The 24607-nt window shown below is 55.6% G+C and carries 22 protein-coding genes; 2 read left to right on the forward strand and 20 right to left on the reverse strand.

Going from position 1 to position 24607, the window contains the following annotated elements; all coding sequences use genetic code 11:
• Positions 1-28: 28 nt before the first annotated feature.
• From Q4G72_RS08240 to Q4G72_RS08290, 11 genes are all read right to left on the reverse strand, one after another.
• The gene (locus tag Q4G72_RS08240; RefSeq protein WP_303310942.1) at positions 29-1510 is read right to left on the reverse strand and encodes a T9SS type A sorting domain-containing protein; all 1482 of its coding nucleotides are present in this window, start codon (positions 1508-1510) and stop codon (positions 29-31) included.
• A gap of 650 nt (positions 1511-2160) precedes the next feature.
• Positions 2161-4857 (reverse strand): T9SS type A sorting domain-containing protein, encoded by a 2697-nt coding sequence (locus Q4G72_RS08245; RefSeq protein WP_303310943.1) that lies wholly within the window; start codon positions 4855-4857, stop codon positions 2161-2163.
• A gap of 718 nt (positions 4858-5575) precedes the next feature.
• A complete protein-coding gene (locus Q4G72_RS08250) occupies positions 5576-6394 on the reverse strand; it encodes a universal stress protein (protein ID WP_303310944.1) in 819 nt (272 codons plus the stop codon).
• Positions 6395-6452: 58 nt separating this feature from the next.
• Entirely contained in the window at positions 6453-6893 is a 441-nt protein-coding gene (locus Q4G72_RS08255) for an arsenate reductase ArsC (protein WP_303310945.1), read from the reverse strand.
• 23 nt (positions 6894-6916) lie between these two features.
• Positions 6917-7129 carry a GDCCVxC domain-containing (seleno)protein gene (locus tag Q4G72_RS08260; protein ID WP_303310946.1) on the reverse strand — a complete coding sequence of 71 codons (213 nt, stop codon included), beginning with the start codon at positions 7127-7129 and terminating at the stop codon, positions 6917-6919.
• Entirely contained in the window at positions 7122-8261 is a 1140-nt protein-coding gene (arsB, locus tag Q4G72_RS08265) for an ACR3 family arsenite efflux transporter (protein ID WP_303310947.1), read from the reverse strand. The genes Q4G72_RS08260 and arsB overlap by 8 nt, the downstream gene beginning before the upstream one ends.
• 36 nt (positions 8262-8297) lie before the next feature.
• Positions 8298-8807 (reverse strand): GNAT family N-acetyltransferase, encoded by a 510-nt coding sequence (locus Q4G72_RS08270; protein ID WP_303310948.1) that lies wholly within the window; start codon positions 8805-8807, stop codon positions 8298-8300.
• Between the two features lie 87 nt (positions 8808-8894).
• On the reverse strand, positions 8895-9491 hold the full coding sequence (locus Q4G72_RS08275) for an ArsI/CadI family heavy metal resistance metalloenzyme (RefSeq protein ID WP_303310949.1): 597 nt from the start codon (positions 9489-9491) through the stop codon (positions 8895-8897).
• A 53-nt stretch (positions 9492-9544) separates the two neighbouring features.
• A complete protein-coding gene (locus Q4G72_RS08280) occupies positions 9545-9895 on the reverse strand; it encodes an ArsR/SmtB family transcription factor (protein WP_303310950.1) in 351 nt (116 codons plus the stop codon).
• Between the two features lie 144 nt (positions 9896-10039).
• Positions 10040-10294, reverse strand: a complete 255-nt coding sequence (locus Q4G72_RS08285) for a hypothetical protein (RefSeq protein WP_303310951.1) — start codon at positions 10292-10294, stop codon at positions 10040-10042.
• A 22-nt stretch (positions 10295-10316) separates the two neighbouring features.
• Positions 10317-10778, reverse strand: coding sequence for a hypothetical protein (locus tag Q4G72_RS08290; RefSeq protein WP_303310952.1), 462 nt, complete (start codon positions 10776-10778; stop codon positions 10317-10319).
• A 171-nt stretch (positions 10779-10949) separates the two neighbouring features.
• On the opposite strand from Q4G72_RS08290, the gene Q4G72_RS08295 reads away from it, so the two are divergent.
• Positions 10950-11240 carry a GNAT family N-acetyltransferase gene (locus Q4G72_RS08295; RefSeq protein WP_303310953.1) on the forward strand — a complete coding sequence of 97 codons (291 nt, stop codon included), beginning with the start codon at positions 10950-10952 and terminating at the stop codon, positions 11238-11240.
• Positions 11241-11304: 64 nt separating this feature from the next.
• Here Q4G72_RS08295 and Q4G72_RS08300 read toward each other — a convergent pair whose 3' ends face one another.
• On the reverse strand, positions 11305-12072 hold the full coding sequence (locus Q4G72_RS08300) for a fasciclin domain-containing protein (RefSeq protein WP_303310954.1): 768 nt from the start codon (positions 12070-12072) through the stop codon (positions 11305-11307).
• A gap of 220 nt (positions 12073-12292) precedes the next feature.
• Here Q4G72_RS08300 and Q4G72_RS08305 point away from each other — a divergent pair, with 220 nt between their 5' ends.
• Positions 12293-12745: a hypothetical protein gene (locus Q4G72_RS08305; RefSeq protein WP_303310955.1), complete on the forward strand. Its 453-nt coding sequence runs from the start codon at positions 12293-12295 to the stop codon at positions 12743-12745.
• Positions 12746-12751: 6 nt separating this feature from the next.
• Here Q4G72_RS08305 and Q4G72_RS08310 read toward each other — a convergent pair whose 3' ends face one another.
• From Q4G72_RS08310 to Q4G72_RS08345, 8 genes are all read right to left on the reverse strand, one after another.
• Entirely contained in the window at positions 12752-13159 is a 408-nt protein-coding gene (locus Q4G72_RS08310) for a hypothetical protein (RefSeq protein WP_303310956.1), read from the reverse strand.
• A gap of 110 nt (positions 13160-13269) precedes the next feature.
• On the reverse strand, positions 13270-14064 hold the full coding sequence (locus Q4G72_RS08315; protein WP_303310957.1) for an SGNH/GDSL hydrolase family protein: 795 nt from the start codon (positions 14062-14064) through the stop codon (positions 13270-13272).
• 21 nt (positions 14065-14085) lie between these two features.
• Positions 14086-15585, reverse strand: a complete 1500-nt coding sequence (locus Q4G72_RS08320; RefSeq protein ID WP_303310958.1) for a glycoside hydrolase family 30 protein — start codon at positions 15583-15585, stop codon at positions 14086-14088.
• A gap of 127 nt (positions 15586-15712) precedes the next feature.
• Entirely contained in the window at positions 15713-17167 is a 1455-nt protein-coding gene (locus Q4G72_RS08325) for a glycoside hydrolase family 30 protein (RefSeq protein WP_303310959.1), read from the reverse strand.
• A gap of 49 nt (positions 17168-17216) precedes the next feature.
• Positions 17217-18641 (reverse strand): glycoside hydrolase family 30 protein, encoded by a 1425-nt coding sequence (locus Q4G72_RS08330; protein ID WP_303310960.1) that lies wholly within the window; start codon positions 18639-18641, stop codon positions 17217-17219.
• A 165-nt stretch (positions 18642-18806) separates the two neighbouring features.
• On the reverse strand, positions 18807-20252 hold the full coding sequence (locus Q4G72_RS08335; protein WP_303310961.1) for a RagB/SusD family nutrient uptake outer membrane protein: 1446 nt from the start codon (positions 20250-20252) through the stop codon (positions 18807-18809).
• Positions 20253-20264: 12 nt separating this feature from the next.
• The gene (locus Q4G72_RS08340) at positions 20265-23477 is read right to left on the reverse strand and encodes a SusC/RagA family TonB-linked outer membrane protein (RefSeq protein WP_303310962.1); all 3213 of its coding nucleotides are present in this window, start codon (positions 23475-23477) and stop codon (positions 20265-20267) included.
• Between the two features lie 104 nt (positions 23478-23581).
• Positions 23582-24481 (reverse strand): carbohydrate kinase family protein, encoded by a 900-nt coding sequence (locus Q4G72_RS08345; protein WP_303310963.1) that lies wholly within the window; start codon positions 24479-24481, stop codon positions 23582-23584.
• Positions 24482-24607: the final 126 nt, after the last annotated feature.

The following is a 24607-nucleotide window of genomic DNA, read 5'->3' on the forward strand; positions in this document are numbered from 1 at the left end:
CTTTTTGCATATGCATAACCGGAAAGCCTTATTTTGAGAGGCTGATACGGTTTGTCTTGGTTTTGCCATTGGCAGTCACCTTGTAGTAGTAAGTACCAGAAGGCAGCTTGTCACCCCTAAATATCAATGCTCGATTTTCGCCAGCTTTTACTTCACCATCAAGCAGGGTAGCTACTGGCTCACCGATGGCATTGTACACGCGCACCAGTACATGCCCGCTCTTCGGTACGGAGAAGTTGATAGTAGCATCCCGGCCGGTGGGGTTGGGGTACACTTCCGTTCGGATACTGCGCTGTTTGGTGGGAGCTAGGGTTTGGGCACTGCTGGATGAACGCGCGCTGAAGTCAGCTGAGCAAGTTCCGATGGTAGTATTATCACAATTAGCCTCCTCTCCGGGGCAACGCGTGTTATTTTTGACATCAACCCCATACACCCTAAGGCCGCCGCCAGGGGTTAAGCCAGTGAAGGTTAGGCTGCCGCCGCTTCCAGCTTGCAGAGAATCAATATCTGTGCCCTGTACCACATAGTACCAGTCTCCTTCTACAGCATTAGAAATCGTCAACGAAATGGTGCCATTACCGCAGAGGTCAGCTGGCGTCTGACAGATAATTGGTTTGGGAGGTGCCACGCAGCAAACTTTGCTTCCTACCACTGCCGTTGTAGTATAGGTACAGCCCGCATCATCGGTCACACTTACATTATAAGTACCTGCGGCAAGACTATCCGCGGTTTGAGCACCGGTAGTATTAGGAAGGTTAGCAACCTCTTGATTGCTTGAATTTGTAATCACAATGTCATAAGGAGACTTACCGCCGCTTGGCGTTACAGTTATACTGCCAGTTGAAGAATTATCGCAGGAAGCAGTGGTATCAACAGAGGCAGTCAGCAGGGGAGTAATTGCAATGGTTTGGGGAAATCCACACTTAGGTGAAATATCACAGAACGTCAGAGGGCATTGTCGGGTATCACCACCAGAGGCATCAGTCCAGGCTATATAGGCGTTTACCAGTGTCAACGATGCACCGCAGACAAATTTTATCGGCTCATCGGTGAAAGTTGCAATAGAAGTGTCGCCAGGGGCTACAGGTGCTGTGCAACCATGTACATAATCACTTTTTATCAGCACCCCATTTTCATCTCGCTGATTTAAAACGGCGAAATAAGCAAATGACGTTCGGGTTGATCCGGTCTTATTAAAGAGCCGAAAGTTCAGGGTAGCCCTAGTAGTATCACCCTCGTTACAAGAACACGAAGGAGCAGTTAGATAGGCATCTATAACTCTTAGGTCTTGGGAGGTGCACTTTGGTGTAACTGTTCGGCTGCCTTTTGTACAAGTAGGCAAAGAAGCTTGTGGTACTGCTTGAGCAAAGGCATCTGATGCAAATAGTAAGGCAAAGATTAGGGACAAGAATGGCAGCCCCATAGGTTTTTTGAAAGGAAAATTTTTTCTACAGTAGCTATCTTCTACTGTGGCAGCTGTAGCAAATGGTGTGTGAGAAGTAGAGCTCATGGTTGTGCGTTTTAAATAGAGTATTAATACATAGCAGAGCGTGTTTTGCTGCCGAAAGCAGCACACCAAACGTCTCCCGCAACACGTGGGGGCGACCTGGACTAAGTGGAACAATGGGGCAAAAAACGGTAGCCTAGACCGGCTTCTGCCAGGCAGTAATGGGTTACAAACCTTTTAGATCAGTAGCGTAACTGGCCTATAATTGTCTGAAAGCGAGAAAAAGGAGGGGCAACTGTGCAAGCACAGCCGCTTGGGCAACATGAGGGCAGCGGGTTGCTGTATCCGAAACAGGTGCCGTATAGCCGTCAGCGGAGGAGCAGACACTAGGAGTTTGTAGGTGTCTTATCTATTGGAATAAGATTATGCCGTCATCACAATGTCTAAACGCACGCACGGAGAACCCCAGACCTTGTGGGTCGGTACCCCCTCAGGCAGCAGCTACATGGTAGGTCTGAGGGGCTTGCTTTTAATAATAGTATAATCTAATCATAAATAAATACATTTATGCATAAGGATGAAATAATATTATGACTTAATTATATATTGATTAACCAATTCTTTGAAAATATAACTATTAACGGTAGAGCAGTAAACCAAAAAGGCCCGTCCACTCTGGACGGGCCTTTTTGGTTTATGCATCAGGTCAGACTTTATTTTACCAAGCTAATGCGGTTGGTTTTGGTCTTGCCATCAGCGGTTATTTTGTAGTAGTAGGTGCCAGAGGGCAACTGGGAGCCTTTCAGCAGTACGGCGTTGCTTTCACCGCCTTTGGCTTCCCCATCAAACAGGGTGGTTACATAGCTGCCCATGGCATTATACACCTGCACTTTCACATGCCCACTCTTCGGCACGGAGAAGTTAATGGTTGCATCCCGGCCGGTGGGGTTGGGAAAGGCTTCCGTGCGAATGCTGCGCTGCGAAGAGGCACCCTTCGTTTGCACGCTACCTGAAGTAGGTGCCACCGTCGGGTTATTCAATTCTTCCTCACTGAGGCAGCTATTAGCCAGGGAGATACAGCCGGTGCCCTTAATCCGGTAGATGATATTGTAGCCTTGCCCGGCTCCAAAGGTGGCAATTACCTCATCAGTCCAGCTCTGGCCTTTATCATAGCTGTACTCATAATCATTTCCACCGCCATCCAAGGGGCTGGTTACAGTGATACCGCCCAAGGTGCGAGAGCAGCTGGGCTGATCAATAGTAGCCACAGGAGCACCAGGCGAAGCATTGACCGTCAGGGCGTTTTGGGCCGATCCAATACAGCCGCCCGTGCCGCTCAGCTTGGCATACACAGTGGCATTGCCCGATACGTAAGCCGCGGCGTCGGCCGCACTAATAGGGCCGGAGAATACTCCGCCGGAAAAGCCCGTATACCAGGTAACGCTAATAGTGGAACTGCCCCCCACGGCGGTGTTTTTACTGGTCAGATCAAACACAGCGGTGCTACCGCCTACTGTTGTCGGACATGAGCCCATCGTCACATTGGTTCCGGCAGGCGTGGTATTCACCGTCAGGGCATTTTCGGCCACCCCTACGCAACCACCCTCGCCGCTCAGCTTGGCATACACAGTAGCAGTGCCCGATTCAAAAGCAGAGGGGGTGTTGATAAGGCCGGAGAAAGCCCCGCCGGAATAGGTTGTATACCAGGCCACACTAATATCGGAAGTGCCCCCAACGGCCGAGTTTTTACTGGTCAGGTTGAACACGGCCTTTGTGCCTCCGGGAGTGCTGGAGCAAAGTGTTTGCGAGGTATTGGTGGCAGTGGGGGTAGTATTGACTGTCAGGGCGTTTTGGGCCGATCCAATACAGCCGCCCGTGCCGCTTAGCTTGGCATACACAGTGGCATTGCCCGATACGTAAGCCGCGGCGTCGGCCGCACTAATAGGGCCGGAGAATACTCCGCCGGAAAAGCCCGTATACCAGGTAACGCTAATAGTGGAACTGCCCCCCACGGCGGTGTTCTTACTGGTCAGATCGAACACGGCGGTGCTACCGCCTGGGGAGCTGGAGCAAAGTGTTTGCGACGTGTTGGTGCCGGTGGGGTTTGCATTAACGGTAACGGTGGTAGGGCACGGCGAGCTAGTCCTTCCATCTGCGGTTACCTCCACAGTAAGTGTATAGCTTCCGGCGCCGGTAGTGCGCACGCTAATGGAATTGGAGGGAGAGGTGTAAGGACTGCTTTGATCCACTCCTCCGGATACGAGCACCCCGTTGCCGGATAAGGTCCATTTGTAAGAGACACCTGTTCCTGTTACGGCGGGCGTGCTATGGGCCACTGTTGCGCCAGCACACACCGGGTCAGAGCCGGAGAGGTTACATTCTGGGGGAGGCAGAATAGAGCCGGAGGCAATCTGATTGTCCTGGTTGCCCAGGCTTATCGTTTGGTCCAGCATATCCAGCTTGAAGTGGTAAGGACCGCCGCTAATGGAAGAAGAGCCTTTATTCGCGCCGTATTCCAGCGCTGGGTATTTGGAGAACTTGCCTATTGACAAGTGACCCGCCATCAAAATCATGATATTCTTGGAGGCGGAAGTCCATTTCAGGGTATATAAACCATATCCATCACCCGTGCTGGGGTCTACATTGGTGTATCCATCAAACACCAGTTGGGCACTCGTAATTGCCGCGCTGCCATAGAGCTGCACACCGCGCCGAATAGTAGAGTTTGCGGAGGCCCAGGATGTACCCGGATAGGTTTTAGAGTTTACTGTGGCACCATCATAGAAACTGATGGCACTGGCCACATCCGTGCGGCCTTTGGAATTATAGATAGAGCCGGCTGGAGCAGTGGCCGTGAGCTTGTTGGCTCCGTTAAACAGGTCGCCAATGATGGTGGCGGTGGCAGGTTGTGGAATAGCATCCGTTTTTACCAAAATCAGTTGGTCGGCCGCATTCGCTGGATCAAAAGGATTGCCCGGGGCTACGTTTGCTATAATCTGCTTGCCAGTGATATTGAAATAGTCTTGGAAGGCCTGGTCATAACCCGTCACAAAATCGTACGCATTTATGCCGCCTTTGGTAGAAAGCACCTTGAAGGTAAGTTCGTGGTTGTTACCGGTGGTAGTAGGAATCCCTACAAATACTACCCGCTGCAGCGTTGAAGTGCCTTCATAATATTCTGACTTCCCGCTTTGCAGAATGCCCGGAATCCAAGCCAGGTTTTTATTGGCATACTGCGCAAAGGATACGCCTTGATACTTGTCAGTTGCTTTTTGAGCAAAGGCGGAAATGCTCAACAGCAAAAAGCCGGCAACCAGTGCCAGCATGCTCCGCCAAAAGGCCGTTGTTTCCTTTCGTGGACGGTTTAAAGGTGTCTGGTGTGTAATAGGTGTGTGAGAGGTTGTGGTCATGATTGCGCAGTTCTGGTTCGTTACTGAAAAATCAACAAGCACGCGTCGCTGTAGACAACAGCTCTCCAGAAACCCACAGAATGTGGGTTCAACCTGGACCTTAGGAAGCAGTAGGCAGTAGCCGGTAACCTGGACCGGCTTCTGTTAAAATGAAGGTTGGGGCGAGGTGTCTACTCCCTTCACACCATTGCTTAGATGGGCGAAGGGAGTAGAGAAAGGAAGGGAATAGGGGGTGAAAGTTTGGCCATGGAAGTAGCAGGCACACTATATATTATGCAGTGTGATAACTCCAAAAGGGGTAGTTCTTTCCGGAAAGGAGGAACTCTAAATGGTCAGCGTGAAGCAGCCTGGATTAACAGGGAAGAGTAAAAGGGAAACCGTATTCGCAACCAGGAACTCACGGTGGATACTAAGGTCTGGCAACAGGGCGCCTCTGGGCTCAGGGAAATCAAGTAGTCCCAACGCCTTAAACAATAATTGAATAAGCCAATTTAATCACAATTTAATCCGATACAACAATAGTCTTGAAAATAATATTTATTTGTTATTATATATAATATATCTAATTAATTTACAGGGTTATCTGGTCATCGTACCCATGGCTTATGCTTCCCTTTTAATTATCAGTAAACTCGTCTTTCTCTACATAGCAAGGCACAAAAAAGCCCCGCCAAAAGGGCAGGGCGTTAATGTTAGTTTATATAATAGCCAACCGTTTTCAGTCTTCGCTGGGCAGTACCAGCACCGGCACAATACTATGTCTCACTACCTGGGCCGTAATGCTGTGATGGAACAGTTCTCCCAGTAGGCTGTGCCGCCGGGCAATCAGGACTAGTAAGTCGGCCTGGGTGAGAAGCACGGCTTCCTGAATACCTGCGGCCAGGTCAGAGTGTTGCACTACCTGGGCCTGGGGTTGTTCCAGCTCCATGGTCAGGCCACTGCGCTGAACGGAGTCCAGAGAAAGCTGCGCCGATTCCGTTTCGTCGGGCGTGGCTATATGCACCACGGTAAGGGGAGCACCAATTTCATGCAGCAAGTGCGGTATGTTGGCGGATTCAGCACTCAGGGCAAAAGCATTTCCATCTACGGCCAGGGTTATACGGACCGGGGGGCTGGCTACGGCAGAAGTAACGGGTACCACCAGCAGAGGGCAGGTGGCCGCATGAATCAGCTCCAATGAGGTGGTGGTTACCAGTTCATCGGGGGTAGATTCGGTATCGGGCTTGCCTACTACCAACAGGCTGGGGTGCAGGCGTTCGGTGGCTTCCGTTACGGCCTGGGCTATCTGGTCGGTGGTTACTTCTACCACGGCCGGCACGCTCAAGTGATGGGTGCGCTCGGCCAGGGCAGTAGCTACTTCGCCCTCGCTGAGGTGAGAAATTTTGCCGGTCAGCAGGTCGGGGTCCAGTAGGGAGGTGCGCCGCACATGCAGCAGCACAATAGAGGTGTCCAGTTTTTCGGCCAGCGCATTGGCATACGTTAATGCATGGTCGGCGGCAGGAGAGAAGTCGGTGAGTACTAGCAGGGGGGAGGCCATAGTTCTGCAGTAATAGAGGGAGGATTTCCTGAATCTGCTGCAGTATACGCGGGAATAGCTAATCCTGTATCAACTGCGGGAAATGTTCACATACAAATGCCTGGGCATAGGCCTTCACCTGCTCGCGCACGAGGCGGAACTGCTGCAGAACTTCCTCCTCCGTACCAGTTGCTTTGGCGGGGTCAGGAAAGTTATGGTGCAGCTGGCGGACCGAGGACGGAAACACGGGGCATACTTCCCGGGCATGGTCGCACACGGTCAGCACATAGTCGAAGGGAATGTGGGTGTATTCCTGCACATGGTTACTGGTGTGGTGGCTGATGTCAATGCCGTCTTCGCGCATCACCTGCACGGCGCGCGGATTTAGTCCGTGGGTTTCCACGCCCGCAGAGTACACGTGGGCATGCTCGCCTAAAAGCTGTTGCAGGTAGCCGTGCAGCAGCTGACTACGGCAGGAATTGCCGGTGCAAAGCACCAGAATATTTTTGGGGTTAGCCATGGAAAACAAACAGGAGAGAGGTTTTAGCAGCAGCCACAGCTACCGGCTTGCATCGGTGGGCACTGCACGGTGCCGTAGGAGCAGAACACGCAACAGTCCCCCGCTTTTGGCTTTAGTATGGTGTGGCAATGCCTGCATTCATAGAAATACTGACATGCATCGGTCGGCATTTCTTCTGTTTGCTGCTGGCCGCACACAGGACAGGTAATGACGGAAGAAGTGACCAGCTTATTCATGGGGCGTTGTAGTTAGAGGAGGGGGCACACCAGCAGTGCTACCTGGCGCCGCTGCCGTACTAATGCTGCCATACCAGTGGCGGCGCAACCAGAAAGCCACATTCACCAAAGCAATTAAAGCAGGCACCTCAATGAGCGGTCCAACCACGCCGGCAAATGCCTGCCCGGAGTTCAGCCCAAAGACCCCAATGGCCACCGCAATGGCCAGCTCAAAGTTGTTGCCGGTAGCCGTGAAAGCAATAGAGGTATTCTCGGCGTAGCTCGCGCCCAGCCACTTGCCCGCCGCAAAGCTCAGCAGGAACATGACGCCGAAGTACAGGGCCAGCGGGAGGGCAATGCGCAGTACATCCAGCGGAATCTGCACCAGCAGCTGCCCCTTCAGGCTAAACATCACCACAATGGTAGCCAGCAGCGCAATGAGCGTAATGGGGCTGATGGCCGGAATAAAGACCGTATCGTACCAGGCGTCTCCTTTGGCCGCGCGCAAAATGGACCGGGACAGGAACCCCGCCGCAAACGGAATGCCCAGATACACCAGCACGCTTTGCGCAATGTCCCAGATGCCGATATCAACGGTGTACCCTTTCAGCCCAAAATACGGGGGCAGTACCGTAATGAACAGCCAGGCCAGCACACTGTAAAACAGCACCTGAAAGATGGAGTTCAGAGCCACCAGACCGGCGGCATATTCCCGGCTACCGTCGGCCAGGTCGTTCCACACCAGCACCATGGCAATGCAGCGGGCAATACCGATGAGAATCAGCCCCATCATGTATTCCGGCTTGTCCGGCAGCAGCCAGATAGCCAGAAAAAACATCAGGAGCGGGCCCACTATCCAGTTCAGGAAAAGTGAAAGACCGATAATGCGCGTGTTGGTGAATACGCGGGGAAGCTGCTCATACTTCACCTTGGCCAGCGGCGGGTACATCATCAGAATAAGCCCAATGGCCAGCGGCACATTTACTGTGCCCACCGAGAAGTAGTTGATGGCACGCTCCACACCCGGCACAAAATAGCCCAGGGCTACCCCCAGGGCCATAGCCAGAAAAATCCACAGTGTGAGGCCCCGGTCTAGCCCGGAAAGCTTTTTGCGGGCTACAATGGTCGGGGCAGCAGTAGGGGAAGGAACCATTCTTAGAAGGATGGGGGAGCAGAAGGGTTAATTGAATTACTGCTGCGGCGCTGAGGCGGCGCCTACCACGGCACTGCGCCGCTCCATTAGTACCGTGTTGCGCCATACGCCATGCAGCTGCCCAATCCGCTCCCGGTAGCCTACCGTGCGGAAACCCAGCAATTCATGCAGGCGGATGCTGGCCGTATTCTCGGGGAAGATGCCCGCCTGGAGCGTCCAGATGCCGTTTTGCTCCGATTCTTTGATCAGGGCGCTCAGCAGCTGCCGGCCCACTCCCTGGCCGCGGGCTTCGTCGGCTACATAAATGCTCACTTCCGCCACGCCCCCATACACGCACCGTCCCGATACCGGCGACAGCGCCGCCCAGGCCAGTACCTGACCATCATCATGCAGCGCCACTAGTCGGCTGTGCCGCAGATGGCCCGCATCCCAGTCGGCCCACTCAGGTGCCTGGGTAGTGAAGGTGGCATTGCCGGTATCCATACCAGCCTGATAAATGGCCTGGCCTGCCGGCCAGTGCTTTTCCGTGAGGGGTTGAATCGTCATGAAGCGGTAGCAAAAAAGGGAGGAAGGCAAGCTGGTTTATCCCGACAGCCGTGCATGAATGGCTGTCGGGGTAAAGCTATGAGGGAATTAGCAGCAAGTAGGGACCAGCGTAAGCGTAGCGGGGGTACCGCAGCCGCAACCGGCGGTGGCGGGAGCCGCCGTATCGGTGATGGGGAAGGCCATGGGGGCAGTAGTCAGCACTTCAGCTGCTACGCCCTGCTTAGGGGCGGGCGCAATGCAGCACTGAGTATTGCCGCTGGCTGCCTGGTCGTATTCTGCCTGATAGCGCGGGTCATTGAACTCGGCGTCTTCATGGAAATAGTAGACCTCCCATTCCACCCCGTCGGGGTCGTTTACCCAGAATTTGTCCTGCTTGGCGTAGCAGCAGCTGGTCCCTATTTCTTCGCGGTTTACCAGGCCAACTTCGCGGGCCACCGTCAGGCGCTGGTCCAGCTCCTCCACCGTTTCCACCTGAAAGCCCAGGTGGCCGAAGTGACTCTGAACCCGCTCCGGGTTTTCCACGAAGGAGATAATGAGGGAAGGCTGCTCCAGCACAAACTTGGCGTAGCCGGGCTTTATCTTGGTAGCCGGCTGCCCAAAGAAAGCCGTGTAAAAGTTGAGGGTGGCCGTGAGGTCAGAAACGTACAACGACACGTGCATGCGGGGGAAAGGGGCAGTTTTCATAGTCAGAAAGGGTAGCGTGAAAGTGAAAAGAAACGGAAAAGGCAGGTTAGCTATCAGCAGCCGCAGCCGGTAGGAGCACAGGCGGCAGCAGGGGCGGTGGCCACCTGGAAAAAAGCGGCAAACTGCTGCTGCACTTCCTGAAACAGCTCAGTATTCAGGCAGTAGCAAACCGTCAGGCCGTCAATGTCACCCTTAATCAGGCCGACGGCTTTTAACTCCTGCAAATGCTGGGAAACGGTGGTGCGGCTTAACGGGAGTTCGGCGGCAATGTCGCCGGAGATGCAAGTTTGGCGGGCAGCCAGCAGCTCAATGATGGCTACCCGCGCCGGGTGCGCCAGCGCTTTGGCAATACGCGCCAACTGCTGCTGCTCGTCGGTAAAGGCGGTGAGTTTGGCGAACGTCATAGGTTGTTTATGAAGTATGACGTAAACATACGCCATAAGAAAAGGCATAGTCAAGTATTCGCCTGAAAAAATATTTGATTAAACATAAAAAAGCTGCCCTGTAATGTACAGGGCAGCTTTTTCAACTGGATAAAATGTCCGGTTCTAGCGGTTGTTATCGTCGATGGGGTTGTTGAAGCCCGGGTCGCGTAGCTCGTCTACCTGGCTTTCCTCCGGGTCGGGGCCGGTGGTGGGGGTATCGGGCTGGCCGGAGGTGGCAGCGTCCAGCATATCGGACGTGTCCAGGGTGCCTTCCTCGTCGCGCTTGTAGTTATACAGCTCGTCGTGGTGGCGCTGCTGTTCCGGGGTCATTTTGCCTTTGCCGGCCTCTTCGGCGGGTGTTTTCTTGGATGTGGCCATGGGAATAGGGAAGATGGGAGGGTTAGACGTTCTGGTCCAGGCGGCTGGGTTCGTCTTCGGAGCCGTTGCTGCGGTTGGCGGGCTCCCGGGTTTCCCAGTTGCGGGTACCACTGCCATAGCGCGGGTCGTCCTCTTTGTAGGAAGCCCGGCGCTCATCACTTTCAGCATTATGTGCTGCTTTCACCTCGCCCGTTGCCAGGTTTTGGGGGGCACTGCCACGCTGTTCCGGAGCCGGGGTAGAAGGAGCCGGTACGCCACCGGGTACACCCTCCACCGGGGCAGCATTTTGCGGAGCGCCAAACTCGCCGTAGCTAGGAGTAGTGGCCGATGTATTAGGTACGCTGGCATCCTGGCCGGCTACGCCGCTGGTAGACTGTGCAGGCGTGCTGGTGCCTCTGCGGATATTATCAGGCTGCTGATTATTACGTAATTCGCTGAACTCGTCCGGGTTGTCGTTGCTGCCGTCGTTGGGGTTCTTTTGCATGGGAATACAAGCTTGGAGTAGAGATGGAGATTCGAGGGGGTGATAAGCACCCCTGTGTAGGCCATACGTAAACCAGCCAGCTTGTGGCTACGCTTCGCCAAAATCCCGAACCAGCCGTATAGCCTGGAGGGCCACTTTTAAGCCTCCCAGCCTCCCTTTATCTTTACGCATATGCAGCAGCAAAAGCCCCAGATTCAGCACAACCAGGAAGAGCAGGAATTTACCGTTCTGGTAAATGGCTATACTGCCGAGCTGGCCTACAGCCTGCCCGACGATTGTATTATTGACTTCACGCACACCTTTGTTGAGGAAGAGCTACGGGGCCAGAAAATAGGCGACGCCCTGGCGCATGAAGCCCTGCAGTATGCCCGGGGGCAGAAACTGCGGGTAAAAGCCACCTGCTCCTTTATGAAATCCTACCTGCACAAGCACCACGAGAAGTATGCCGATATGCTGGCGTAAAATCAGTCATTAAAAAGCCCGCTGTACTACCTGTGCAGCGGGCTTTTTATTGACTGCGGGAAGCCTACCTCGTTGGCATCAGCACCGCATCCACCACGTGGGTAATGCCATTGCTGGATACCACGTTCGGGATAGTCACATTGGCCATGCCGCCTTTCGCATCATGAATCGTCACCATGTCGCCGTTGCGGTGCACCGTCAGGTTTTCGCCTTCCACGGTGGTCAGCACCTGCCCATCTTTCAGGTCGGCGGCCAGGAGGCGGCCCGGCACCACGTGGTAGGTCAGAATGGTGCTGAGCTTGGTCTTGTTGGCGGGCATCATCAGGTTATTTACGGTACCGGTGGGCAGCTTATCAAAGGCCGCGTTAGTAGGGGCAAATACCGTGTAGGGCCCGGGGCCCTGCAGGGTGGCCACTAAATCGGCCGCCTTCACCGCCGATACCAGCGTGGAGTGCTCATTCGAGGCGGAGGCATTCATTACAATATCTTTATCGGGCATCATCATGGCGCCGCCCACCATTACACCGGCCGAGGTGCCGGAGGTGGCATTATCCATGCCAGCAGGGTTGCTGGTTTCCATACCGCCGGTAGTGCCGCCCATGGAGCCATCCGTCGGTTTGGCTTTCGACTTCATTTTGTCGCCGGTGCCCGACTTACCTTTCATCTTGGTTTTTCCATCATCCTGCACTTTGGTCTTTGTGACGGAATCTCCCTCTTTGGTCTTGGTCTTCTCATTGTCCGACTTCGTTTCCGTCTGGGCCCGCACCACGGGGGCCGTGCAAACGCTCAAAGCAAGCGCCAGAGCACCGGTAGAAAACAGTTGCTTGATCATGGCTTTCAGGAAATGGGTTGAGTGAGAAAATAACTACCACTGTACAGGGCCCTGGGGCCGGTTTCATAGTAGCCGGACTATAGTCTGCGGCCACTTTTGTCCGGCGGAAAAGGCACTTTTTACTGCTGATTTGTTAAAAGTAATAATATTTATACTTATAATCATATAATTAACCAGGCATTAAGCTCTCGGCTTCTATCTCTCATTTTATAGTTGAGCCATGACCTATCCTCTTAAAACCATATTAGCTGGCAGTTTGCTGGTACTCCTCCAAACTCCCGCAGCAGTGGCCCAGCAACCACAAGCACCGCGCGCCTTAGCCGCCCCCGGCGACTCCGTGTGGGTTATCGTCAACTCAGTAAAGCCTGATAAGCGCCAGCAGTTCGAGAAATTTGTGAATGAAGTCTTCTGGCCGGCGGCCAAAAAACTTCCGCAGGAAGAGCAGCGGGTATTCCGTCAAACCAGAGTCCTCTACTCCGGGCGGCCGGAGAAAGACGGTACGTATGAGTATGTGTTTATCATGGATCCTGTGGTCCAGGGACAGGATTATGACATTGAGCACTTACTCCAAAAAATGTACACGGCGGAAAGAGCTGCTGCCTACTTCAAGATGTTTGAAGATACCCTGGTCGGAGAGCAAAAGTGGTACCGGATGGTACAAAGCCGCTTATAAGCGAGGTTAAACCTGCTGCAGCCACGCAGCAGCATCTATGGTGTTATCAAACACCCGGTACGTCAGCGCGGCGGACTCGGCCTCACTCACCAGAGTACTTACCGAGAGCCGGGCAAATACATCTTTTGGCAGCACAATGGCTCCATAAATGCGCCGTTCGCTGCGGGCCTGCCAATACTCCTTCACCCAGGCGCTTTCCTCCTCGGTGAAAGGCGACATAGCCGACTGATCCGCCAGCATTCGGTGCCAGCTGCGGGAGTGCAGAAGCTGGCTGGCATGCGTAAGAAAGGATTGTAAATCAGTTAGCTGGCGCTTGCCGGCATTGTACTGTACTATGGCGTATCCATCAGGGTGCTCCAGCAGTTTTCCTACCAGATTCTCAAAATAAATACGCGTGGAACGACTAACCATCATGGCAACACTTCAACAAAATAGTCAGTGCGCTTTACGGAAGTCTGGAATCTTTATCTATTGACCTATCAAGAAAGTGTAGAACTGGCCTAAGAATAAAACAGCGCGGCGGCTTATTTGCGCTTTAAAGCCGCGGCCACGGCTTGCTGTAGCAGCGGCTCCATTACGCGGTAGCCGGCCAGGTTGGGATGCACACCATCGTCGCCATAAGCTTTTTTCAGCCCCTGGCGCTCATCGGCTAAGGCCGTGTGGTAGTCCAGGTACACCAGGCGGTTTTTATCGGCGTAAGCTTTAATCTGCTGGTTCAGGGCCACAATTTTGGGCGCTGGCTGCAGGTTGGGCCGCCAGGGAAAATCGTAGGCGGGCGGAAGGGAGCACAGTACCACCCGGATGCCCTGGGCCCGGGCCAGCTCCGTCATCGACATAATGTTATCCAGAGTCGCGTGCGGATGGTATGGACCCCGATTTTCGGCCACATCATTGCTGCCCGCCAGAATTACGACTACAGTTGGGCGCAGGGCCACCACATCCTGCCGGAAGCGCAAGAGCATCTGCGCCGACGTCTGTCCGCTGATGCCGCGCCCTATGAACTCATAGGGCTTGCGACTGGCGAAAAAGGCGGAATCGGCTTTGGGCCAGCCTTCCGTAATGGAGTTGCCCATAAGTACTACCCGCGGCACGCCTGGGGCAGGAGCAGGCAGTTGCGCATTAGCTGCCGCATAGCGTTTCAGATATGCCCAGTCGTTGTGCAGGCGTTCTTCCTCCTGGCGGTGCCATTCATCTTCGGTGGGCGCTTTGGTAGGTTGCTGCTGAGCATGAGTAGGCAGGGAACCTAACAGAGCCCCAGCCAGCAGCCCTCCCGCCATTAAAATACGATTTACAAAAATGGACGAAAGGACTGCTTTCATAGCGTAAAGAGTTCGAGATGCTTACTTAATTACAAACGTTTGGATGGAGTGCGGCAGGCTCACGGCTGAGGCGGCCTGGCCTTGCAGCCGGAGCTGGAAATCCTGCTTGTTGTCGGTGCTGTTCATGACTACCACGGCCACGCTGCCATCGGGGTTGCGGTAGGCGGTGGTGCTGAGCATATCACGGCTGGAGGAGCTGATGATGCGCTTGGCGCCGGGCCGGATGAACTTGGAGAAGTGCCCGATGTAGTAGTAAATGTTGGTATAGAGCAGCTTACCACTGCGCGTGTCGCCGTGAATGGGGGCGAAGCAGAAGTTGCCGACGTGGTTAGGGCCACCTTTTTCATCCAGCAGGATGTTCCAGTCGGTCCAGCCCACCGTACCGCTGTTGAAGTCGTTGATCATCGACATGCCGTACTTCTCCCCTAGCTGCCAGTCATTTATCCGGTCCATGCTGAACTTCTCCACGCAGCCCTCCGTGAAAATCAGGTTGGTGTTGGGGAAGGTTTCGTGCACGCGCCGCAGGTTGTCGAAGTTCATGCCGGCACCGGTCCAGGTTTCGTACCAGTGGTAGCCAATGCCCCACACATATTGGGCCGCTTTGGGGTCGTCGAGGATGGTACTGGCGCGCTGGTAGATCAGGTCGCGGTTGTGGTCCCAGGCAATGAGCTTCTTGTCCTTCATACCCGCTTTGTGCAGCGTAGGCCCCAGATATTCCTTAATGAAGTCACGCTCTTCCTCCGCCGTGTAGATGCAGGATTCCCAGATCTGCTTGGCCATGGTTTCGTTCTGCACCGTGAGGCCCCAGATGGGAATGCCCTGCTTTTCGTATTCCTTGATAAACTTGATGTAGTAGTTGGCCCAGGCCTGCCGGTACTGGGGCAGCAGCTTGCCACCGTGCAGCATATCGTTGTTGTCCTTCATCCAGGCGGGCGGGCTCCAGGGGCTCACGTACATGGTAAGCTTGCCACCGGCCGCGGCCATAGCCTGCTTAATAAACGGAATGCGGAACTGCTCATCATGCTTTACGCTGAAGGTTTTTAGCTCGGCATCCTTATCGGCCACGTAGGTGTAGCTGCCGCTGGAAAAGTCGGAGCTGTTGATGGGCGTGCGGGCCAGCGTGTAGCCAATGCCCTTAGTGGGGCTGTAATAGGCCTGCATAAACTCCATCTGGGCCTGCTTGGGCAGCTTGGCAAAGGTCTCGGCCGAGGCATCCGTTAGCGCCGCCCCAATGCCCAGCATGGTCTGGAAGGTGTGCTGGGGGTCTACAAACACGCACAGTTGGGTTTCCAGGGGCTGTGGGGCCGGCTGAAAAGCCAGGTCGCCGGCAGCGGAGAGGCGCAGCTCAGTATTAGCGGCCGTGGTAAAAACCTGCACTTTCTTGCCTGCCACCGAGAAGGTGGGAGTACTGGCCGTTTTGCTGGCCTTAGGAGCAGCAGGCTTGGCAGTTTTCTGGGCCGAAGCACTGCCTATACCGAGGGCTGCCGTGAGCAGCAGAGAAGGGAGAAGTTTAGGAAGCATAGACGAAGAGGGTGGAAGCGGACTGCTCCGCGTTTACTTTTTACCGGCTCCGGGCTATAGGTAGCAGCCAGAGCTGGCAGGGGGGTAATTTGTATTCAAAGCTATAAATCAGGGCAAATAGGTCTGCCTACCAAACGTAGGTTCCAACCGTGCCACCGGCCAGCGTACTGGTCACCACTTTGTCGCGGTAGCCGATATCAAAGGTTTGGGTGGCGCTGCCATTGTTTTGCACAATCAGCACCTTCTGGCCACTGGGCGTTTTAAAGGCCACGTTGGGCAGGTTGTTGGGTACATTGGTATCGATGCGCACGGAGCCCGGCCGCACAAACTTGGCTGCGTGGGCCACCGTGTAGTAGGCCACGTTGCGGGTGATGGTGCTCCCATTAATGGTCAGCGCGCCCAGGCAGGTGGTGCAGCCACCGTCGGTGTGGGGGCCATAGTTCTGGTCGGCGGCCAGGTTCCATTCCAGCACATTCCGGCTCCAGTTGCGGGTAGCCCCAATTATCAGGTTGTTAATGTGCCAGCTGAAGTCTCCGGAAAAGTTGCCGGGCCCGCCCACCCACTGCTCCGTGAAATACACATTTTTGGTAGGGTGGGCATTATGCACGGTACTCAGCGCCTCAATGTTGCCGGCATACAGGTGAAAGGCCGAGCCGTCCACGTAGGGGTAAGCCAGCGCGTTGCCCAGAATAGCCAGCGGATAATCTATCCGGTCGGTGTTGTGGTCGTAGAGGATAATTCGGGTGGTCAGATTTGCCGCCTTCAGGGCCGGGCCTACAAAGCTGCCAATCAGCTCAGCCTGCTGTTCGGCCGTCATCACCATGCTGGGGTTGTTGTAAGGGTTCAGCGGCTCATTCTGCAGTGTTATGGCATCCACCCTAATGCCTTCGGCCTGCATAGCCTGCAGATATTTCACCAGGTACTTCGCATAGGCACCGTAGTATTCCGGCTTCAAAGAGCCGCCCTTCAGACTGCTATTGTCTTTCATCCAGGCCGGGGCGGACCAGGGCGAGCCGAGAATCTTGAGTTCCGGACTAATAGCCAGAATTTCCTTCAGCACCGGAATCAAATCCTTCTTTTCCGGCTCCAGGCTGAATTTGGCCAAGGCCACATCAGTTTCACCGGCCGGCACATCATCGTAAGTAAACACATGGTCACTCAGGTCAGAAGCCCCAATGCTGATGCGCAGGTAGCTGGTGCCAATGTTGGTGGCATCAGTAGCAAACAGTTCTTTCAACAGTGCTGCCCGCCCTGCCGCGCCCAGCTGATTGATGAGCGTGGCGCTGCCGCCTGTCAGGGTGTAGCCAAACCCATCGATGCTCTGGTAGGTTTGGGTGGTATCTACCCGAATAGTGGGGTTCTGCCCGCTGGCGGCCTTAAAGTTAAGCACCAACGTGCTTTTCTGAAATTTCATGGTTTGGTTGGCCGAAGTCAGCCACAAGGCCACCTGTGAAGGGCCGCTGACCGGCGGAACCGGTGGTTGCGGCGTCGGGTCGCTGCCCCCTTTGCTGCCGCAGCCGCTGAGGAAAACCGCGCCTCCCAGCAGGGGGCCGCCCAGTATGTTGAATATTATCCTGTTCATATTTGCGGAAGGACTAAGGCGAGGTGTATTGAAAGGCCTGAAGAAGCCCTTACCACACATACGTGCCTGCCGCCCCGGCATTCAGAGTTGAAGTGAACTGCCGGCCATTGTAACGAACCGTGAAGGATTGTGCCGCCGGGCTATCATTCTGCACAATCAGCACTTTGTCCCCATTCGGCGCTTTAAAGGCCACGTTGGGCAGCTTTTCCGGCAGGGTTGAGGCAATACGTACTGAGCCGGGCCGCACGAACTTGCTGGCGTGGGCAATAATGTAGTAAGCATCTTCGCGGGTCACTTTGTCCCCATCCAGCGTAATGGCCCCGCGGCATTCCGTGCAGCCTCCGGGCGTGTGCGGATTCTGCTGCGGATCGGCGGCCAGGTTCCATTCCAGCACCGTGCGCGCCCAGTTGCGCGGGGCGCCAATAATGAGGGTGCGAACGTGCCAGGGCAGGTTTTCTTCAAACTTGCTATTGGAGCCCACCCATTGCTCGGTGAAATAGAGGCTCTTGTCCGGATGCGCCTCGTGCACCTTGGTCAGGGCTTCAATAGGCCCACCGTAGAGGTGAAAGGCCGAGCCATCCACGTATTGCTTGGCTTCGGGGTCGTTGAGAATGGTAATTGGATAATCGGGACGGTCGGCATTGTGGTCGTACACAATGATTTTTGTATCGATTTTCGCCGCTCTAAACGTTGGGCCGAGGTGCTTCTTGATGAATTCGGCCTGCTGCTCGGCCAGCATCAGCAGGCTGGGGTTGTTGCCCGGGTGCAGCGGCTCGTTCTGAATGGTAATGGCATCGATGCGGATGCCCTCGGCTTTCATACCCTGAATGTACTTCACAAAGTAGCGGGCGTAGGCATCGTAAAATTCCGGCTTCAAAGAGCCGCCCTTGGAGTTGTTGTTGGTCTTCATCCAGGTGGGCGGCGACCAGGGGGAGCCCATCAGCTTGATGCTGGGGTTGATGGCCAGAATTTCTTTCAGCACCGGAATCAGGTGCTGCTGATCCGGAGCCAGGCTGAATTTGCTAAGCGTAGGGTCGGTCTGGCCGGCGGGCAGGTCGTCGTAGCTAAATACCTGGGCATCGAGGTCAGAAGCCCCAATGCTCAGGCGGAGGTAGCTCACGCCGATATTATTGCCTTCGGTGCCGAACATTTCCTGCAGCAAGGCCTTGCGGGCAGCGGGTGTCATAGCGTGCAGGAGCTGCGCGCTGCCACCCGTCAGGCAGTAGCCAAATCCATCAATGGATTGAAAGGTCTGCTTTTCATCAATATCAATAGTAGGCCCGGCTGGGGTGGCTGCCGGGGCATCCTCCAGGGGCAAGGCCGGCGTTTGCCGCTGAAACAGGACCGATTTATCCGGATTAGTGAGCCAGAAAGCAGCAGTAGTACTGGAAGATTGGGCCAGGCGCTGACAGCTGGTGCCCAGCGCCAGGCCTAGCAGCAGCGTCAGAGAGAAAGCAGAGGAGGAACGGAGCATACCGAAACAAAATACAGAGGCGAAAAACGCCGTATGGAAGGAGAGAAGCGCAAGGGCCGGTTTCAATTTTCCCTTACCCGAAACCGGCCCCGGCTTCACACCGCCGAGGAAGCAGATACCCCGACAGCGGAAATCAGGCTGGCGGCATTGCAGCGCCGCCAGCGTTTAGTAACCCGGGTTCTGCGTCATGTTCGGGTTGTTGTTGAGCTCTGCCTGCGGAATGGGAAACAGCAGGTAGTTCGCATCCGTCTTACCGGCCACCTGCTGCATCACGGTTAAGGCCGTAATGGCATGGGCGCCAGCCTCAGCCTGGTTATGATGGGCATAGCGGAGCAAATCAAACCAGCGGTATCCTTCAAACGCCAGCTCCAGGCGGCGCTGCAGGTCTATTTCGGCCCGCAGGCTTTGCTTGGAAGCCGCTTCCGGGGAGCTCATGGTTAAGGCCGAGAGGCCGGCGCGGGTGCGTACCTGGTTTAGTTTGTCCAGCACATCGGCCGAGGGGCCGCCCTGTTCGTTGGCCGCTTCGGCGTAGGTCAGCAGGGTTTCGCCCAGGCGCAGAATGTAGGTATTGTCGGCGCTGTTGAAGCCGCCGGGGTTGCCGGGCCACTTATACACGAAGGGGCCGCTGTCATTGCCGCCGCCGCTGCCTTCAATGTAGCTGGCGTGGTCGGTACCACCCACTACGGGGCCAATGGCAGCCCAGCGCTTGTCATTGGCTTTGGAAGTGCCCAGTGTAATGAGCTCCGCCGTGGGAATGTTGAACTTGGGGAAGGAGTAGGTAGCCGGTGGTGCAGGCAGGAGCAGGTCAGGCAGAATGTTGTTACCATCCAGGCTGCCGGAGTTCTGCACTTCCAGAATCGACTCGGCATTGTTATCCGCCGGGAAAAGCGACTTGAAGGAAGACGCCAGGGTGTAGCCTCCACTCAGAGCTGCGCTGGCGGCCGTTACGGCCTGGCTCCACTGGCGCTGGGTCAAGTATACCTGAGCCAGCAAGGCATTGGCCGCACCTTTGGTAACGCGCCGCGGGTTAGCCGCTCCATCAGCGGAAGCTGCTGCTTTGGTCAGGTCCGCAATGATCTGGGCATACACCGCATCCGCCGAAGCCCGAGGCAAAGCTACCACTGATGGGTCGCCGGTTTCGGTTGGCTCCAGGCGTAGCGGCACGCCGCCATACACCCGCACCAGATTGAAGTAGTGCAGCGCCCGCAGGAAGGAGGCTTCGGCCAGAATCTGGTTTTTGCGCTCCTCCGGCATAGTAATAGCCGGCACATACTTCAGCACCGCATTGGCCCGGTTAATGCCCAGGTAAGAGTCGCGGAAGATGTTGTAGACCTGGCCTGTATTAGGCGTCCAGGTAAACTTGTCCAGCGGCGTTACGTCACCGTTGGCGCTGGTGGCGTTATCAGAAGGCATTTCGCCCACCACAATCAGGTCCTGGCTGTATAAACCAGTGCTTTGCAGGCCATCATAGGCTGCCGTCAGGGCCGATTCAGCATCATCCGCTGTCTTAAAGAAGGTAGAGGGTGCTACGCTGGGCAGCGGTTCTTTGTCCAGTACATTGCAGCTGCCTAGCAGCATCAAGGCACAGATGGGAATGAATATCTTTTTCATCGAAGGAGAAGCTTAGAAAGTGGCGTTGAGGCCAACGGTGTAGGTACGGGCCTGTGGATACACCCCAAAGTCGCGGCCAAAGCCGGTAGAGGAGAAGGGGTCAGCGCTAACTTCCGGGTCATAGCCCAGATAGTCGGTCCAGGTAATCAGGTTCTGGCCCGTTACGTACAGGCGCAGGCCGCTGAAATGGGCTTTCTGAATCAGGCCAACCGGAATATTGTAGGCCAGCGTCAGGTTTTTCAGGCGCACGTAAGTGCCATCTTCCACAAAGCGGGTAGAGAAACGGTTGTTGCCATTCGGGTCCGTGCGCACTGCCCGGGGAATGTCCGTGTCGGTGTTAGTAGGCGTCCAGTGGTTAAGCACCCGGGTGCTCTGGTTCACGGGGTCGGCCATGCCTTCAATCGACTGCCGGTTCTGGTTGTAGATGTCGTTACCGAAGCTACCCTGGAACAGCACGCTCAGCTCCAGTCCTTTGTAGCCAAAGTTGTTGGTGAGGCCGGCAATGGCTTTGGGGTTAGGATTACCAATAACGGTCCGGTCATCGTCCGTAATTTTACCATCGTTGTTGGTATCCACAAAGCGGATGTCGCCGGCTTTGGCATTGTTCTGCGTGGGGGCAGCGGCCACCTCATCATCAGACTGAAAAATGCCCTGCACCGTGTAGCCATAGAACGAGCCCAGGGGCTCACCCGCACGGGTGATGCTGTAGCCGCCGATGATGTCGCGCGGTGCTTGCTCGCCTTCCGCATTGGGTAGAGTGCCCACATCCAGCACCTTGTTGCGGTTCATGGATACGTTAAAGTTCGTGCTCCAGGAGAAGCTGCCTTCTTCGCCCTGCACGTTGGTCGTGTTCAGGCCCACTTCAATGCCTTTATTTTCCACTTCCCCTACGTTCTGGATAATGTCCAGCGCCTGGGCGCCGGTGCTGGGAGCCAGCGGAACGTTGGTCAGCAGGTCGTGGGTGCGCTTCAGATACGCATCCAGGTTCAGGGTGATGCGGTCGGAGAACATGCCCAGGTCCAGGCCAGCGTTGTACTGGTAGGTGGTTTCCCACTTCACATCCTGATTACCAATGCGGTTAGGACCAATGCCACCTACAATGCCGGTGCCGGTTCCCTGGTAGTTATAGCCGGTATTGTAGGTGCTGAACCGGTCATACACTCCAATTTCCTGGTTGCCAATGGCGCCGAAGCTGCCGCGCAGCTTCAGGTCAGAAACCGGTGCGCCCTGTGGGAAGAATGGCTCCTTGGAGATGCGCCAGCCCAGGCCCACGGCCGGGAAATAGCCAAACTTGTCCTGGAAGCGGCTGCTGCCATCGGCCCGGAAGCTGACGGTGGCCAGGTAGCGCTCATCAAAGTTGTAAATAGCCCGGCCAAAGTAGCTCATCAGGCCCCACTCTTCCTCATAGCTGCTGGCTCCGGTGCGTTCAGCGCCGCCTGGCAGATAAGGCGAAGCATTGGAGGCAAAGTAGCGGGTGGAGGCGTTAGACGCAAAGCGGTTAGACTCCTGCACCGACTGACCGGCCAGCAAAGTCAGGTTGTTCTTTTCGCCCAGATCCGGGTTGTAGGTCAGGGTGTTTTCCAGCAGCCAGATAACCTGCTGGGTAGTGCCGGTGCGGGCGCTGCCGCGCTGAGCTGGGTCAGAGCGGGAAGTGCCGGGATACTCGCGGGTGATGAACTCATTCTCCAGCTGGGTGCGGAAATCAAGACCCAGTGAGGAGCGGAACTTCAGGTTCTGCAATACCGCCAGCTCACCATACACATTGCCAATAGCCTGGTAGGTAATACCTTTGTTATGGGTTTCCAGCAGGTTACCAACGGGGTTATCGGAGAAGGAGAAAGGATTGGCCCCATACACGCCGTTAGCGTCCCGTACCGGAATGGTGGGAATCTGAGCCAGCGTACCCAGTACCGTGCCGGAGTTGCCCAGGGCCATTTCGCTGCGCACGCTTCCGTTGTTGAAGGTGCGGCTCAGGTTCAGGTTGGTACCCACCTTCAAACGCTCCCCGGCCTGCTGATCCAGGTTCAACTTGAAGTTGTAGCGGTCGAAGCCGGAGTTCAGGATGATGCCATCCTGCTTGAAATACCCGCCGGAGATATAATAGCGGGTCTTATCCGAGCCTCCGCTCACGTTCAGCTGGTAGTTCTGAATGGCCGCACTGCGGTACACCTCATCCTGCCAGTCCGTATTGAATTCCTGATTATTGGGGTTTGCAAAAGCTGGCTCCTCCCCATTATTTACCAGCATCTCATTATAGAGCGTGGCAAACTGCTGGGAATTAAGCACGTCCAGCTTTTTGCGCAGCTGCTGCTTGCCGTAGTAGGCACTAAAGCCAATCTGGGGCTTACCGGCTTTGCCGCGCTTGGTGGTAATTACGACAACTCCGTTGGAGGCGCGCAGGCCATAAATAGCCGCTGCCGCCCCATCTTTCAGCACGTCAATGCTTTCGATGTCGTTCGGGTTGAGGGTATTCAGCGGGTTGGGCTTCTGGTTGCCAATGCTGAGTTCCCGGTCGTAGGTAGGCAGCACGGGTACCCCATCAATGACGTACAGCGGTGAGTTGGAAAGCGTAATGGAGTTGTTGCCGCGAATCCGCACGTTAATGCCCGAGCCGGGCGCCCCGGTAGGGGAAGTAACCTGCACGCCGGGCGCCTGGCCCTGTAGTGCCTGGTCAAAGCCAGCTACCGGCTGACGCTCAATGGCTTTAGCGCCAACCGAGGTAACCGAAGTGGTGAGCTCCTGGCGGGTTTGCGTGCCATAGCCTACTACCACTACTTCGCTCAGGGCCTGGGTATTCTCAGCCAGCGTAGTGCTTTGCACCTCCGTCGACTGGCCTTCTACCACAGAAACCGGAATCCGCACCGTAGTATAGCCAATTGAGGAAATAACCAGTGTCTGCGCGCCGGCCGGTATGTTTGCAATAGTGAAGAAGCCGTTGGTATCGGTGGAGCTGCCCAGCGAGGTGCCGGCTACTACAACCGTAACGCCGGGCAATGCGGCGCCCTTGGCGTCAACGATGCGGCCCGTAACGGTGCCGCCGGCTATTGCCAGATGGCGCACATCTTCCAGATATGCAGGTGAATAGGCGGTTGCTACAGTAGCGCGGGCCTCAGCCCCAAAGGGCGCCAGCGCCAAGCTGGTGAACAGCAAGCCACCCAGAGCAGGGGTAAGCAACCGTTTGGTAAGGGGCCAGTGGCCGGGGGGGAAGGGTATAGGAAACGGCATGGGAATGGGGTTAAGTAAGGGGAGAAAGAAACTTGGTTGGGAGAGAACCACATGCTGGCGGCTGGGCTGCCAACTAGTGGTTGCAGGTTGCGGGCATACAGGTATCAGGTAAGAGTGGAAGAAGCAAGCACATCGATATCGGCAGGGGTGAGGGGCGGCATAGCCCCTTGGTGCATGGCTACCAGGGCGCCGGCCGCGCAGGCACGGCGCAGGTAGGTGGCAGGTGGCAGGCCAGCCAGCCGGCCGGCCAGCAGGGCTGCCAGCAAAGCGTCGCCGCAGCCAATGGTATCCTGCACGGGTACCGGAAACCCCGGGCAGTTAAACAGCTGATTATCGGTCCAGAGGGCGGCGCCAGCGGCTCCGCGCGTGACGCACACGGCCTGCAGGCCGAAGCGCCCCGCCAGCCAGGGCAGGGCCGTAGCTAGATCTGCAGCTGGCTGGCCCAGCCAGCTCATAATTTCGGTGAGCTCTGGCTCATTCAGCTTCACCAGATCGGCCTGGCGGAGCAGGTATTTTACCACCTCGCGGCTGTAGTGCGGCGGGCGCAGGTTCACATCAAACACCTTAAAAGGCGCTACCTGCAGCAGGCGGTACAGCGTTTCGCGGGTGGTAAGGCTGCGGGCAGCCAATGAGCCATACACCAGCCCGCCGGAGGCAGCCACGGCTGCGCGCAACTCGTCGGTATGCTGGATATAATCCCAGGCCACGGGCTTCAGAATTTTGAAAGTCACCTCGTGGCGCTGGCTCACGTTGGCTTTTACTACGCTGGTAAGGTGCGTGGCGCTGCGCTGGACCAGGTGGTTATCGAGGCCTTTGCTGGCGCTGAAGGCCAGCAGCTCTGCACCCAACTCATCGTCGCCCACCCGGCTAATAAGCTGCACGGGTACACCCAACTGATGCAGATGCACTGCTACATTAAAGGGCGCGCCGCCGGGCTGCTTGCCGGCTGGCAGCATATCCCAGAGCATTTCTCCGAAGCAAACGATGGGGAGCGGCGTAAGCATTGCGGTAGTGGTTTCGGACAAATATCCCCGGTCAACCCTGCTAACAATTGCTCATTTCTTTCAAAATGCGTTCAGTATATTAAAATACTATATGCAGCTGAATATCAGTTAACTATTAATAAAAAA

Source organism: Hymenobacter sp. BT730, from assembly GCF_030542105.1.
In the GTDB taxonomy this organism is placed as follows: Bacteria; Bacteroidota; Bacteroidia; order Cytophagales; family Hymenobacteraceae; genus Hymenobacter.